The sequence below is a fragment of the Umezakia ovalisporum Ak1311 genome (genome assembly GCF_029891685.1).
In the GTDB taxonomy this organism is placed as follows: Bacteria; Cyanobacteriota; Cyanobacteriia; order Cyanobacteriales; family Nostocaceae; genus Umezakia; species Umezakia ovalisporum.
This window is the reverse complement of record NZ_JANQDJ010000082.1, coordinates 41,382-55,600: the sequence shown is the minus strand read 5'-3', so window position 1 is coordinate 55,600 and position 14,219 is coordinate 41,382. Positions and strand designations below refer to the sequence as shown.

Annotated in this window: 11 protein-coding genes, 1 tRNA gene and 2 pseudogenes; 4 read left to right on the top strand and 10 right to left on the bottom strand. The window is 40.6% G+C overall.

The annotated features are described in order from the left end of the window. Both NWP25_RS16340 and NWP25_RS16335 read left to right on the top strand, forming a co-directional pair. Positions 1-200: pseudogene (locus NWP25_RS16340) on the top strand (RNA-guided endonuclease TnpB family protein); the annotation flags it as partial. A gap of 57 nt (positions 201-257) precedes the next feature. After that, positions 258-464: pseudogene (locus tag NWP25_RS16335) on the top strand (5'/3'-nucleotidase SurE); the annotation flags it as partial. A 9-nt stretch (positions 465-473) separates the two neighbouring features. On the opposite strand, the gene NWP25_RS16330 reads toward NWP25_RS16335, so the two are convergent. The 3 genes from NWP25_RS16330 to NWP25_RS16320 form a co-directional block, all read right to left on the bottom strand. Beyond that, entirely contained in the window at positions 474-791 is a 318-nt protein-coding gene (locus tag NWP25_RS16330; RefSeq protein WP_280650446.1) for a hypothetical protein, read from the bottom strand. Positions 792-1,056: 265 nt separating this feature from the next. Further along, positions 1,057-2,808, bottom strand: coding sequence for an ABC transporter ATP-binding protein (locus NWP25_RS16325; RefSeq protein ID WP_280699788.1), 1,752 nt, complete (start codon positions 2,806-2,808; stop codon positions 1,057-1,059). 278 nt (positions 2,809-3,086) lie between these two features. Then, the gene (locus NWP25_RS16320; RefSeq protein ID WP_280699786.1) at positions 3,087-3,806 is read right to left on the bottom strand and encodes a hypothetical protein; all 720 of its coding nucleotides are present in this window, start codon (positions 3,804-3,806) and stop codon (positions 3,087-3,089) included. 282 nt (positions 3,807-4,088) lie between these two features. On the opposite strand from NWP25_RS16320, the gene galE reads away from it, so the two are divergent. Continuing rightward, complete coding sequence (galE, locus tag NWP25_RS16315) at positions 4,089-5,087, top strand: UDP-glucose 4-epimerase GalE (protein ID WP_280650449.1); 999 nt, start codon at positions 4,089-4,091, stop codon at positions 5,085-5,087. A 71-nt stretch (positions 5,088-5,158) separates the two neighbouring features. On the opposite strand, the gene NWP25_RS16310 is transcribed toward galE, so the two are convergent. The 6 genes from NWP25_RS16310 to fba form a co-directional block, all read right to left on the bottom strand. Beyond that, positions 5,159-5,725 carry a hypothetical protein gene (locus NWP25_RS16310; RefSeq protein WP_313959074.1) on the bottom strand — a complete coding sequence of 189 codons (567 nt, stop codon included), beginning with the start codon at positions 5,723-5,725 and terminating at the stop codon, positions 5,159-5,161. A 55-nt stretch (positions 5,726-5,780) separates the two neighbouring features. Further along, the gene (locus NWP25_RS16305; protein WP_280650451.1) at positions 5,781-7,052 is read right to left on the bottom strand and encodes an urease accessory protein UreH domain-containing protein; all 1,272 of its coding nucleotides are present in this window, start codon (positions 7,050-7,052) and stop codon (positions 5,781-5,783) included. 94 nt (positions 7,053-7,146) lie between these two features. Next, a complete protein-coding gene (locus NWP25_RS16300; RefSeq protein ID WP_280650452.1) occupies positions 7,147-8,277 on the bottom strand; it encodes a mechanosensitive ion channel family protein in 1,131 nt (376 codons plus the stop codon). A 5-nt stretch (positions 8,278-8,282) separates the two neighbouring features. Beyond that, positions 8,283-9,380, bottom strand: coding sequence for a mechanosensitive ion channel family protein (locus NWP25_RS16295; RefSeq protein WP_280650453.1), 1,098 nt, complete (start codon positions 9,378-9,380; stop codon positions 8,283-8,285). A gap of 1,249 nt (positions 9,381-10,629) precedes the next feature. Then, positions 10,630-12,279, bottom strand: a complete 1,650-nt coding sequence (locus tag NWP25_RS16290; RefSeq protein ID WP_280656587.1) for an alpha/beta hydrolase — start codon at positions 12,277-12,279, stop codon at positions 10,630-10,632. A gap of 185 nt (positions 12,280-12,464) precedes the next feature. Next, the gene (fba, locus tag NWP25_RS16285) at positions 12,465-13,544 is read right to left on the bottom strand and encodes a class II fructose-bisphosphate aldolase (protein WP_280650455.1); all 1,080 of its coding nucleotides are present in this window, start codon (positions 13,542-13,544) and stop codon (positions 12,465-12,467) included. A gap of 113 nt (positions 13,545-13,657) precedes the next feature. Here fba and NWP25_RS16280 point away from each other — a divergent pair, with 113 nt between their 5' ends. Then, entirely contained in the window at positions 13,658-13,792 is a 135-nt protein-coding gene (locus NWP25_RS16280; RefSeq protein WP_280650456.1) for a hypothetical protein, read from the top strand. 323 nt (positions 13,793-14,115) lie between these two features. Here the strand turns inward: NWP25_RS16280 and NWP25_RS16275 are convergent. Then, positions 14,116-14,187: transfer RNA gene (locus NWP25_RS16275), tRNA-Lys, on the bottom strand. Positions 14,188-14,219 lie beyond the last annotated feature (32 nt).

Sequence of the window (14,219 nt, the reverse complement as noted above, 5' to 3'; positions counted from 1 at the left end):
GTAGCGGAAACAGAGTAAAAAGAGGTTTGTTTAGAAATAAGCAAGGAATAAAAATAAACGCTGACTGCAACGGAGCAGCCAATATTATTCGTAAAGTAGCGATGATGTTTAAGTTTGACTTAACCGGAATCAGTAGAGGTTTTTTAAGTCAACCTAAGAAAGTTCTTTTATGGAATATTCAGAAATCCCCGTGTCTTTAGACCGGGGAAGCTTAAGGGTATTTTATCTTTGTGTATCTGTGGTTTAAATTCACTTTGAATGTGAATTTACCACATCTGCAACCAGGTGACCCAGATCCTCAAATCGTGTTTTGTCAACCCTCTACTAAACCCTTACCAATTAACTATACGGATAGCAATGATTTTTATTATGTAGGTGAATGTGGCAAACGCCACCGCATTCCTGGTAGTGATGTTGATGTTTTTTTTTCCGGTAATATCGCCGTAAATTTGTTAAGAGTGTAAGTGTAATTGCTAGTCTTGGCTGTACACTGTGTCTTTTGATTCTGGAATTATTGACATCAGCCTATCCAGAGTTTGTGTGAGTTCGGTTATTCGTTGTAGTGAATCTTCCTGAGATTCAGCAAGGGTTTGGACAGCATCACATAATGCAAAAATTTGATATCCTTGCTGTTGCACTTGCTTACCCTGTGCTTCAACTTGCACGCGGAGATTTTCTAATCCTTCAGCGAGGTGTTCAATTGTCTCAGTGGTAGTGAGTACTGCTTCGCCAATTTGTTCAACAATGCATTCTACGCGACTTATTTTAGCTTGGACACCAGATGAAATCATTTATTTACCATCCCTGAATTGAGTGTCGCTCCCAATAGCCGTTGTTGTTTCTATACTATTTATGATTTTGTTCCTTGATGCTTCTGTCAAAGGATAGAAGCATTTTTAATTTGTTTAAAATACTCACCGACGTAGAACGTCGGTGATTCTTGACAGATTACAGCAACCAGGTACCAGAGTAGTGTTACAGTTGCTCCCCGTCAGTTTAAGGTTCTGTCGGTGCCCTATGCCGACCATTTCTATATTTGTAGATGCGTTCTCCTCTTCAACGCAACAGCTCCTCTACCTGATGCTGAGTCCACAAAGTTTTGTAAAGGCCCTCGCTTTGTAACAGTTCTAAGTGAGTGCCTGTCTGGACAATTTTGCCCTTATCCATAACAAAAATACGGTCAGCAGTAGCAGCAGCAGATAGCTGATGAGTGATAAAAATTAAGGTTTTGCGTCTGGAATCAGAGGAAAGATTATCAAGAATTTTTGTGGCGGTTTGATTATCCACACTGGAAAGGGCATCATCCAAAATTAATATTGGCGCTGCCATGAGCATTGCCCGAGCCAAAGCAGTACGTTGTCGTTGACCACCAGACAAAGTTATACCACGTTCACCAACAATGGTTTCATACTGATGGGGAAAATTTTTGATTTCTGCATCAATTTGCGCTTGTCTGGCAACATTTTCTACATCCTGAACTTCACTAACTGGGTCACCGTAGCGAATGTTATTTTTAATTGTGGTGCTAAACAAAAAGCTATCTTGAGGAACGTAGGCGATGGCCTGACGTAAATCTGCCAATGATATCTTAGTAATATCCCAACCATCCAAGAATAATTGACCCGGTGCAATATCTAACAAACGCGGTAACGCATTTGCCAAAGTTGATTTACCAGAACCAATAGCCCCGACAATAGAAACTGTTTCCCCTGGGAAAATAGTAAAGTTGATATTGTCTAAGGCCGCAGTACTAGCCCCTGGGTAAGTGTAACTAAGATTTTGGGCTGTAACTTTGCCTTTGATCTCAACTAAAGGCAAATGTACAGTGTCGGCTTCGTCTTGAATTTTCGGTTTTACAGAAAGAATAGACTCAAGACGGTCAATACTAACTTCACCACGTTGATAAGCCGTGATTGTAAAACCTAATAACGCAGTGGGAAAAACTAAACGTTCTACATAAATTAGCAGCGCCAAAAAATCTCCTACAGCCAAGGTTCCAGTGGATATCTGTGTAGCCCCTAGCCAGATGATTACTAGAGAACTGAGATTAGCTAGACCACCGATTAAGGGAAATAGTATATTTCGGCTTTTAGCCAGTTGTAAGTTAGCCGTCAATAGCTGCTGATTCTTTTGGGCGAAAGCTCGACGCTCATTTTCTTCTTGGGCGTAAATTTTAATCAGCGCAATACCACTAATATCCTCTTGAATCAGTTCACTAATATCCGATAATTCCTCTTGGACTACTGCTTGCTCTTTCCGTAGGCGATTGCTAAAAAGATGTACTAACCAGAACATAAAGGGATAGACAGCCAAAGAAGCTAGGGTGAGATTGACGCTAATTGTTAACATTACTGGTAGCGTCAGAGCATAGGCAAACACAGTATTTGCCAAACTCAATACCGCAAAACCCACCAACCTCCTGACATTATCCACATCACTAGTAGCCCGACTAATTAAATCTCCAGCAGTGTTAGTGGCAAAATAAGCAGGCTCCAGCTTGAGTAAGTGTTGAAAAATTCTTTGTTTTAGGTCAAATTCTACCTGCCTTCCTACGCCAAACAGCCAAATGCGCGAAGCCATACGAATCAGCCACATCGCGCAACTGAACAAGATAATCGGCACTACGTAAGATAATACGTCACTGAAATCAAAGCTGGCCGAAAGTTGGTCAACTGCTGAACGGATCAACCAAGGTATATAAACACCCAGGCCATTAACGGATAATAAAGCAAGAATGCCTAGTGTCGTTTCCCGCCAATGGGGACGTAAGTAAGCACCGAGTTTAGCAAGTCGTCGAGATTCTGCCATTGAGAGCGATATTGCGACTTAATCATTTGAAGATGAACTGCTAATCAGTCTGTGTTTTTGGTAATTCCGCAGTCCGCTCTATCCTACTTTAGCGAATAGCGAACCCCTTAAAGCAGCAATTTGTGATGATAACTCTTGCAACAGTTCATTTTTTTCAGATTAAACCACAGATGGAGACAGATGGAGACAGATAAATACCGATATTTATCTGTATTCATCTGTGGTTCATTTTTCCTGATTGCTTTTTTACAAACAATCCAGGTGCTACAGTCACTTTTTTAGTCAGCTGTCCGGTTACCACGCAAGAAAAAGTAAATCTGGTTAAGATAACTTTCCCATACTTGGGTTGTGAGTTGCAGAGTTTGTGCGCTAGGTACAAAGTCTTCAATGCGCAACCCCCGCTCACCAATGGCCTGAGGATTTTGTAACAGGTAAGGTGAAACTTTCACACCCAAAGAATTTAATGCTACGGTTGCAGGGCGTTCTTGATTGAGAAACATACCATTGGCCACTACATCAGAATTTATCGTGGGGGTGGTTGCTGGGCTCAATGCTACAAGGACCTCCGGGGATGACGCTAAGGGATAATCCTGAATAATTTCCTGAGTTACTAAGTTGGTGTCACCCACCATTGCCACAGGTATTCTTACCAAAAAGTAAGCGATCGCTGGTGTACTTGCCAAGAGTAAAATTGTCAGGGACCAACCAAGCAAATAACCACCTGGTTTTTCTATTCCCCCGCCCTTAATCCTTTGTGCGGCAAAAATTAAGAGCAACATGGAAGCTCCCAAAGGCTTGAGGGGAAATGATACAACCCTCCACAAAGATGCTACAGCTGGTTCATTGGGGTTAATAAACGACAAAGCTATAACAATCAAGACAATGACCAACAGTAATCTCCCCACAAACGTTCCAGATGGATAAAATCTCTGGAACAGAGAGTATACAACAGTGCCAATTAGCAGCCACAGCAGCACTCGACTTAGTAATAGAAACATAGGTTAACTCTCAAATTTTTTTTGTGGTGTGAGCCAGTTAACAACAGGAGTTTCCCCATGAATAACTGACACACCCGTTAGGGACAGCATAGAGATTTTTGGCATAAGATGTATTTTCCCGTCAAGAGCAAATACCTCCAGCCCAAGACCAAAGACCACCGTCGTAGTGATTTTAGTGCAATTTTTTCACACTGCGTCTACTATTTGTCATTTTCCAGGTGAGCAATATGAGCACCAGTCAACTAAATTAATTGAGTAGTTGTCAACTGCAAAGGAAAAACTATGTCTTTTGAAAAGCCCTGCATCTTAGTAACCGGGGGAGCTGGATATATTGGTTCCCATACTGTACTCGCTCTCAAGCAAGCTGGTTATGAAGTGGTAATACTAGATAATTTAGTTTATGGACATCAAGATTTGGTAAAAAAGGTTTTACAGGTTGAACTAATAGTAGGAGATACAGGCGATCGCGCCTTATTAGATGACTTGTTTAAAACTCGCAACATTGCGGCGGTCATGCACTTCTCTGCCTATGCCTACGTAGGTGAATCAGTGACCGACCCAGCCAAATATTACCGTAACAACGTTGTGGGTACCCTGACGCTGTTAGAAGCCATGCTAGGGGCATCAATTAAGAAATTCGTCTTTTCTTCTACCTGTGCTACCTATGGAGTCCCAGAAGTCGTACCTATTCCCGAAAACCACCCCCAAAACCCCATTAATCCCTATGGGGCAAGCAAGCTGATGGTGGAGCGGATTCTTTCTGACTTTGATGTAGCTTACAGTTTCAAATCAGTACGTTTTCGCTATTTTAATGCAGCTGGCGCTCATCCCAGCAGCTTGCTAGGGGAAGATCATCAACCAGAAACCCACCTCATTCCCTTAGTACTGCTCACTGCTTTGGGTAAAAGAAAATCTATTTCCATCTTTGGCACAGATTATCCCACCCCTGATGGTACTTGTATTCGCGATTATATTCACGTTAATGACTTGGCAGATGCTCATGTTTTAGGATTAAAATATCTCTTACAAGATGGCCATAGCGAAGTTTTCAACTTAGGTAACGGTAACGGCTTCTCTGTCAGAGAAGTAATCGCGGCAGCACAAGAGGTAACTGGACTAACCATACCAGTTGAAGAATGCGATCGCCGCCCTGGTGATCCTCCATCTTTAATTGGCAGTGGCGAGAAAGCCAGAAAAATCCTCAACTGGCAACCCCAATATCCAGACATCAAAGACATTGTCACCCATGCCTGGCATTGGCATCAAAAGCGACACCTGTAAAAGTGATGAGTCAAGGATATCGTTTAATGATTAAAATTCTCCCTCTTTCAATCTTGTGTATAGAAAGGACATCAACGGGTCTCACGCTCTTTCAACTCCTGTAGTATAAAAAACACAATACCCACAGCCAGAAGAATTGCCAGCACTAGCACTGTAATAGTGAATCCTGACTTAATATTCACATTTTGAGTCGGTGCATTATTAGCATTTAGGACATTTTCTTGGTTTCTGGGTGTTCCACCAGCCACAGTGACTTCAAACTCAAATTGAAATGGTTTAAAACTTCCTTCATTTCTGGGTTTACCACTGAGCTGTAGTTGATACAGTCCTGCCTTGGGAAAATTTATTTCTGCACCGGGAATACCTTGATAACGTTCAGCTGACACAGGTTGTAAAGATGGCTCTAGTAGAGCTGGTTCCCCTGGCGTATGAGGTTCAGCATAAATCAATAATTCACAGTGGCATTGCGTCAGGGGAATTACCTTACCACCTTTACGGGTCAGAGCAAACCAAGCTTGGGTCTGTTCTCCAGCACGAGGATTATCCTGGGGCTCAATGTGGAGAGTAGCACCGACATCTTGAGATATTTCCACTTGATGGGCAACAGTGGAATCAGCAGCAGTGATAGATACAATCAAACAACTCAAAAATAATAAAGAATAATAAATTATTTTTGGAATCTGATCATGGCTGTTAGTAGGATTTGGTTGGGGGTACATAAAACTTTTCCATATTTAACTTTGACCAAAACAAACGTGAACGGATCAATAACACACCAAAGGTGACAATTCCCATTATCACTACCGCTAATTTATTCCCCCATGTTAATTCCAAGGAACCCAGGTAATGGGAACCAATCAATACAGTATGAATAGCACTTAAGAGTAAAGCTGGTATACTCAGTAAATGAATTTGTCGCCAGCGCTGGCCCAAATATTTTTGTAGTGATTCAAAACTTGTGAAAGCCGCCGGGGTAATTAAAACTAATGCCACAGCACCCGCAGCCATCCCCCACTGAAAATCTGGCGGTAAGAAAAACAAAGCGGCAAATTGCCACTGCAAGGAATGTTCAATCATGTGGGTGGTATGAACTACAGCCATAACAAAAGCACCCACTCCCAAACCCCGACGGTAACGCAAAGGTGAAGCCCACAGGCGGCTAATAGGACGGGCGATTAGTGCCAGTATCAGACAAGCCAAAGCACCGTGTCCACTGTAATCTACCATTGTATGACCGGTTCGCAGCAAGGTCAGTATCCCAATGATGAGTGTCACCCAACCGCCTAAGCGAAATAATTGACTTTGTTTATCTCTATTTACCAAAGAAGTAGAAACACCTACACCTAGCATAGTCGGTAAGGTTCCCAGACCAAAAGCCAGCATAGTCACTGCACCCATCCATAAATTGCCAGTTTCCGCGGCTTTAATCTGAGCAGCATATAAAAAACCGCAAGGCATTAAACCCCAAGTCATGCCTAAAAGCATAGGTGTCCACCATCTGCTTTGGTAGGAAAGCTTGATCATCCCTGTACTAAGGCGGTCATGTAAACGTCCTTTTAGTAAAGGATGTAATACAGGAATTCGCGGTAGCAACTCAGGTTTTACTTGCCCTAACCCAAACCAAATCAGCATTACACCAGTAATAATTGCCATCCCACGACGGAAATCACTGCCTACACCCGCCAACTGACCACCTTGGAGTAATACTGAACCCAGGGCCCCTATGCCAGCACCGACCAAACCATAGCTCAACATTCGCCCTAGGTTCAGTAGTAGATGAAATCTTAATTGCTGCTGGGACGAGTTGGGTATTTTCCAAGGTGGTGTCTCTTGGCGAGAAAGTTTTTCTGGAGTTGTTTGTTGCTGAGACAGGGAAAATGCCACAGTAAGGGGTCCACACATTCCAAAGCAATGTCCAAAACTGCCTAAGAACCCCAGGATGGTAATGAGTGACAAATCTAGCATTGTGATCAATTCCTGCGGCACTTTTCTAGTGCGGAAATTTACCCTAATTTCTTGGCTGTGTCAAAAGACGAGTTGTCAAACTTGGCTGAGGTTGTTACAGCGTAACTGGCGAGTCTACATAAATTGTCGGTTCTTGCATGGTAAATTCAATGCCAAAACTAACTAATTTCTTGGAGATTTTCTCATTGGCTAACTCTAATAGACGTTTACGTAATTGTAAAGAGTTATCACTGGAACCCAAAATAAAGAACGTCACTCTTGTGCGAGTTGTTTGCTTTGGCGAATTATGATTTAAAAAGGTAATACTGGTGCTTCCTGGATCTATCCCAAACAGTGAGTTAGTACTTTCGGCTACCACTTGCTCTACTAAAGCTTGTTCTTGATATTCCAGCACCGTGGCAAAATCGAGGTAGAGTAAAACCATGACTTTTTTACCTCGAGTAATATTTTCAATTTCTAAGTTTGCCAATATAGAATTGGGAATAATAAACAAAGTACTCTTAGCCGCAGTCCGAATTTTACTGGAGCGAATGCCGATTGATTCTACTCTGCCAAACAACCCTTCAGGGATTTGCCCAGATTTCTGTAAACGAATATATTCCCCAGGAATAAAGGGTCTATCTAAATATAAAACAATCGTTCCTAGCAACTGCTCTAATGTCTTTTGTGCAGCAAAAGCAATTGCTAATCCACCAATACCTAAACCAGTTAATAAACCAATTAAATTAAATTGTTGACTCTGGGCAAAGATGATAATCGCCGTAAAGCCAATCATCACATTTGCTAAGGTTTCAAATACTAAAAGTAATTCGTCTACTTCCCGTCCCAATTTACGTAATAATTCAATACCATATACCCGAATAAATTGGCGAAATATACGAGAAGCTAGCCAAGCTAGACTACTGATAACAGCTAAATCTACAATGGGGGAAATAAACCTATATATAGATTGATATTCGATAATCCATGCTAAGGATAATGAAATCAAAATTAAACTACCAGAAACTCTAAATGTGTTTCTGGTAGGTTCAATTAAATTATTATAAATAGTGGCTACTTGCTGCGGTGCAAACCGCCTAATAAAGATTCTGATTAATGTTGGTGTGTATCTTCCAGCTATTACAGATAGGAGAGTAAAGAATAAAAACAAGCCAAATCTAGTTAGGAATAATATTGTGGTATCCCGCTGGAGAAATTGCAAGATAATCTGTGACATTTTGCTCATTATTTCTAAATCGTAATGGGTGAGTCAACATAAACTGTTGGTTCTTCTATATCAAATGAAATACCATATTCCTTTAAATATTGAGTCATGCTTTGAGTGGCTAAATCTAAAAGTTGACGACGTAATTCCATGGAAACATCTCCAGAACCCAAAATAAAGAAAGAAACTTGCGCTTGACTTTTATCTTGGTCAACTAGATTATTAATATTCTTAAAAGTTACGTTTGTATTACGAGAATCAAGTCCAAAAATCCCCCTTGTACTTTCTAAAATAACTTGACGAATCAGCGCTTTTTCTTCAATGTTGATGGCTCGATAAAAAGTCAAATAAAGTATAGACATTACTTTTTTTGCCCCAGTAAAGTTTTCAATATTTACTTGAGTCAAAGAACTATTGGGAACTATCACCACTGTTCCTTTACCAGATGTACGAATGCGAGTGGATCTGAAGCCAATAGATTCAACTCTTCCAAATGTACCGTCGGGTAAACCAATATAATCATCAATTACAAAGGGGCGGTCAAGATAAATAACAATACCACCCAAAACTTGCTCTAAAGTCTTTTGAGCAGCAAAGGCTACTGCTAAACCACCAATTCCTAAACTCGCTAGCAATCCTAAAAGGTTAATTTGATGACTTTGAGCATAGATGAGAATAGCTACAAAAATAATGATAATATTAGCTATCCATTTGACAAGGATGAGTAACTCACTGCTAATTTTCTGCCCAGTTTGAAAAGCAATATTTAATAAATAAAAATCAAAAAAGTTTTTAAATAACCTAGAAGCTAATAAACTCGTCGTGATGGTTAAAGTTAAACTAATGATGATTTCTAAGGAGGTAGTCCAGCTATTACGCGGAAATAAAAATGAAATTAACTCCAAGGCAGAAACTATAAATACAGAAATAATTAAAATTTCATTGGGTTGAATTAGTTTTTGATAAATATCTTTAGTTTGCAAAATTTTTAGTTGTTTACGGAGGAATTTTAACCACACAAAAATTAAACGGAAAATTCCGAATATCAAGCTTACAGCTACTAATCCTAGAAGGGCAATGGTGATCTCTTTAATGGTAATCGTTTCTAATGCAAAATCTAACATTTAGCCAATTAAAAATGCAATTTCATACTTTAGCTCAAATTTTAACAAAAATCATACCTGACTAGCTCTGAAAACCGCGAATCTAGCTATTGATTGGTTTGGCTCTCACAGATATAGTCAAGGATAAACTTAGCATTTAGCCAATGGATAATGCAATTTTATATTTAGCTCAAATCTCTACAAAAATCATCGCTGACTAGCTCTGAAAACCGCGAATCTAGTTATTAATTAGTTTCCCTCTCATGGGCATAGTCAACGATTCAAATTTATTTTGCAATTCATATTACAATCATTAGTTACTCGTTAGAGTTCTGAGAAAATTCTATCCACAAATAAATACTGGATAGATAGGCTACTGATAGAATGCAGATATTTAATATACAATTAGAGTCTTTCATGTTACCGAAGTCCTGGTGAAAGTGTACAAGAAGGAGGAAAATTGGAGTACATAAACCTTGCTGTCAACATCCAAATTATGGAATGTTGAAAAAATAAATCAAGCAAAGTCAATTACGTTAATAGATGAAACTACAAATATAGGGCATATTAAACACGGCTAGCCCTAGGAATGATTTAGCCAAAATCAAGGTACAAACAAATACATTTTTCGACCTGACCTCAACTCATCTGAGGTAGGCGGCTAAATAGCACTGATGAATTAAACTTGTCTAATGTTTGACTAGCTTTTCACCAATGTCTTTCCTCTTTGCCACACATTGCTGTGCAGACAAGCAGCAATCACCAGCAAGCTAGCATTACTTAGCCTATGAGCCTATTACCTATTATTTATGTACGTCATCTTTATCTTTGCTCCCCATTATAAATCTAAATTAGACTACAACCCAAAAAAATTGTTAAAAAATTTATTCTCCAAAGCAGTTGTTGAAAATATTTCATTGATCTAGCGGTAATTAAAATTCAAAAATGTCTCTATTGATCATGCGATCGCTATTAAAAACTAGTAAAAAATACTCATGGAATTTGTTGTGCTGTTTGACTCAAAATCTTTGTCTGTGCAGGTTATCTTGACACAATTACAAAGAATTTGCTATTGCATACTAGTTGGTCATCAGGTAAGCTGCCACCTCAATTTGTTACGCATTGACACTTATCAATGTCGAAACAAGGTGGCAAATACACCAATATTAACTAACTGATTGTTGACGGATCTAAGAGAATGTTTTGTTTGGTATGAATAATATTTTTTGAAATAAAACCAAACACGATGTGCTAGCCTGATGGTAGTTTCTTAGTTACCATCAAGTTGCTGAACAATTGACATAGCACCAGAAGGAATCTCTCTGACAATCCGAAATGGGAAATTTTCAGTTGAAACTAACTGGGCATAATCTGATGTGAGAAAGACAGCATATTGACCAGCCCCAGGAGTCATCTGTGCAGCCATTGCCAAAGTAATGGATTTCAGGAATTTGCGAATGTCTGCTGCTTGTTCCCCAACGATTTCAGCACCAGCAACGGGTGTATCCGCTTTTCCTGCCTGATTTAAAGTGGTACTGGGGTCTTTTATGCTTAGATGAGTACCCCCAATTACACCAACTAACCATTTAGTCCCGGGAATTTGATTAAATCCTAGTATTTGTTCCGTTAAAGCAGGAGTGGTTTTATCTGCGGAACTTGCCAAGATTAAAGTTGGGACTTCCACCTTGGTTAAACCTGTTTTACCAAACATTAAAGAACTGGTGGGATTTAGGGCGATGGCTTGTTTAACTCTTTCATCTCGTAGTTGATAGCTGTTTTCTGGCAATTCTTGAGCAATACATTGGATGGTTTCACCAAAACTCAAACTAGCTAAATTCCCTTGGCAGCGTTGCCTAAGTAGATCCAGTTGTAACTCAGCTCCAGCAATTGCTAAGGCTGTACCACCACCAAAAGAATAGCCGACTATCATAGCGTTATTAGCGGCCAGTTTTCCTTGCAATGGGTGATTAGCTGTTTGATTTAGCTTTTCTAGCTCGTTCAGGACAAAACTAATGTCTCTGGGACGTTCCAAAAATTCTTGAGGCTGTAAAAGCCTGTTTTTACCTTGTATTGCTAAATTAGTATTTGTTTCATTACTACCAGGATGTTCTAAAGCCGCGACAACATAACCGTGGGATGCTAGATGGTTTGCCAGGTAGCGCAACTCATGGCGCACTGACCCTAAACCGTGGCTGAAAATCACCAGGGGTTTTTCCGCAGTAATGCTGTTAGATGAGTAAATATCAACGGGAATGTTACGACTGCGCTTTTGATCATTCCAATTCAACTTCAGTACTTCTACTTGAGCTGTTCCTGGTTCGCTGGGGTCAAATGGTATGGAAATCCGGGGTATTCTAGAATCAAGTTGGGGTGCGATCGCTAGCATAAACTGTTGAGTGCGCCAAAAAGAGGTGTTCAAACTTCTTGCAACTCGGAAGGCCTTTGGCAGACTAATTTCTAACCTGTCACTGGGATAAGCAGCAATAAAACTGAGTATAGAAAGACCCTGTGGTTGATTAGCGCCTAACACTAATGCTGCTCTCAGTGCTTGTACTCCTGCCTGATCCTTTCTCACTAAAGCCTCAGACAAATTACTGAGAATAGTTGTACCAATCTGACTATTGAGTAATCTACTCAACGTTACAGCATCAATTGGTACTTTCGCTTTCAGTAATGCCGAGAAATAGCGCCGTTGTTCTTCAGATATTCTCCCGGTGTAAAGCCCTAAACCCTTGGGCAATTCCCCTGTACCCGCAACTTTTTGCAACTCGGCCAGGGATATAGATTCTGCAAATAAACCAAAACGCACAACAACAGTATCAGCAGCACGTACAGAGGTGTTTGACCCACAAAACTGTGTCAAAGCCATGGCACCCAAGAAAGTGGCAATTATCTTGAGGTTTTTCCAGTATCTTCCCATAAAATTTTCACCAACTTATACTTACGGGAATATAACGGAAATTTGTGTACTTGACTACCCCAATCTTTAATTCATAAGCAAGGTTTTTTGACGAAACGCTTCCCTCAGCCAGTAGGGCATAAGATGCAAAAAAACAAGTGAAAAGAGCATAGCATTGCTATGCCCCTATTTAATTTTTGGCGATATTAAACTGTAGCAGATGCCTTAGTAATCACATTGAGTTCGCCCTTGGCATACTTGACAGCAAAATCTTCCAGAGAAATTTGCTTAATCTTGCTAGCATTACCGGCGGTGCCAAATTGCTCATAGCGTTCTGCACAAACCTTCTGCATATATTTAATAGAAGGCTTGAGGAAGTGACGGGGGTCAAATTCCTTAGGAGCTTTAGCTAAAGCTTCACGAACGGCAGCGGTGATAGCTAAACGGTTATCGGTGTCAATGTTAACTTTACGTACACCACTCTTAATACCTTTTTGGATTTCTTCCACGGGTACACCGTAGGTTTCGGGAATTGCACCACCGTACTCGTTAATCAGAGCAATTAAATCTTCAGGTACAGAAGAAGAACCGTGCATTACCAGGTGGGTATTAGGTAAACGGCGGTTAATTTCCTCAATGCGGCTAATTGCCAAAATTTCCCCAGTGGGCTTGCGAGTAAATTTGTAAGCACCGTGACTTGTGCCGATGGCTACAGCCAAAGCATCTACCTGAGTTGCTTGTACAAATTCTACAGCTTGGTCGGGGTCGGTCAGCAATTGAGAGTGGTCAAGTGTACCTTCAAAACCGTGACCATCTTCAGCTTCACCAGCACCAGTTTCCAAAGAACCCAAACAACCAAGTTCACCTTCAACGCTGACACCCAAAGAATGAGCTACATTAACCACTTCACGAGTGACATTGACGTTGTACTCAAAACTTGCTGGGGTTTTAGCATCAGCTTCTAGAGAACCATCCATCATTACGCTGGTAAAGCCATTCTTGATTGCTGAGTAGCAAGTAGAAGGTGCATTTCCATGATCTTGGTGCATAACAATGGGAATGTGGGGATAGGTTTCTGCTGCTGCCAAAATCAGGTGGCGGAGAAAGTTTTCCCCAGCATAAGTACGAGCGCCACGAGAAGCTTGTAGAATCACAGGGCTATCAGTCTCTGCTGCCGCCTTCAGAATTGCTTGAATTTGTTCCAAGTTATTAACGTTAAAAGCAGGAATGCCGTAACCGTTTTCAGCCGCATGATCCAAGAGCAGCCGCATTGGTACAAGCGCCATAGATAGTCCTCCTAATTTGTTTTTCAGCTAATCCGTGTCAGACAAGCGTAATGTTTACGCTGACTTAATAGTTTTTTCAACTTATAGGAAATTATAACTAGTGTCGGGTGCTTATGTTGAAAAACTTTGTGGCATTACTATATCAAGGTAATCTATGGTTTCAATATGCTGTTGTCATATTCGTTACCGCCAAGCCAGAAAGTTTGGTAACTTGGGATGCTAGACTGTGTGTTGAAGTGATTCTCTAGTTGGGATTACTCTTTGGCGTTAGCTCAAATCACCATCGGATATTATGTTGAATTTCAACAGGACTGAGGCAAAACTTTCTCTAAATTTGTTTAGTTTGCCTTCTTCGCCTCCTTTGCGGTAGGTTATTCCGTGACTTATCATAAGCTTTATTAACAAAAGCGATGGCCATAGCTTTGAGAAAATACACTAGCTTGTTTGTTGATAGACCCCCGCCACCGCTTCAGAAAGATGCCACAAGTTCAGCGTGAAAGCCTTGTTATCAGCTGTTATTTTCCATGGAAAACGCTAACGACACTGGTAAAGCCGTCTTGTGACATCTTTATGGGTCGCCCGGGATTCGAACCCGGAACTAATCGGTTAAAAGCCGAGTACTCTACCGTTGAGTTAGCGACCCTTTCTGATTGTTTAACAACTTTGTCATCATAG

What these genes read in the sequence shown, in the direction of transcription:
- NWP25_RS16280 (WP_280650456.1), top strand. Translation starts at nt 13,658, where the DNA reads ATGTTGAAAAACTTTGTGGCATTACTATATCAAGGTAATCTATGGTTT.
- NWP25_RS16295 (WP_280650453.1), bottom strand. Translation starts at nt 9,380, where the DNA reads ATGTTAGATTTTGCATTAGAAACGATTACCATTAAAGAGATCACCATT.
- NWP25_RS16290 (WP_280656587.1), bottom strand. Translation starts at nt 12,279, where the DNA reads ATGGGAAGATACTGGAAAAACCTCAAGATAATTGCCACTTTCTTGGGT.
- galE (WP_280650449.1), top strand. Translation starts at nt 4,089, where the DNA reads ATGTCTTTTGAAAAGCCCTGCATCTTAGTAACCGGGGGAGCTGGATAT.
- NWP25_RS16305 (WP_280650451.1), bottom strand. Translation starts at nt 7,052, where the DNA reads ATGCTAGATTTGTCACTCATTACCATCCTGGGGTTCTTAGGCAGTTTT.
- NWP25_RS16325 (WP_280699788.1), bottom strand. Translation starts at nt 2,808, where the DNA reads ATGGCAGAATCTCGACGACTTGCTAAACTCGGTGCTTACTTACGTCCC.
- NWP25_RS16330 (WP_280650446.1), bottom strand. Translation starts at nt 791, where the DNA reads ATGATTTCATCTGGTGTCCAAGCTAAAATAAGTCGCGTAGAATGCATT.
- NWP25_RS16320 (WP_280699786.1), bottom strand. Translation starts at nt 3,806, where the DNA reads ATGTTTCTATTACTAAGTCGAGTGCTGCTGTGGCTGCTAATTGGCACT.
- NWP25_RS16300 (WP_280650452.1), bottom strand. Translation starts at nt 8,277, where the DNA reads ATGAGCAAAATGTCACAGATTATCTTGCAATTTCTCCAGCGGGATACC.
- fba (WP_280650455.1), bottom strand. Translation starts at nt 13,544, where the DNA reads ATGGCGCTTGTACCAATGCGGCTGCTCTTGGATCATGCGGCTGAAAAC.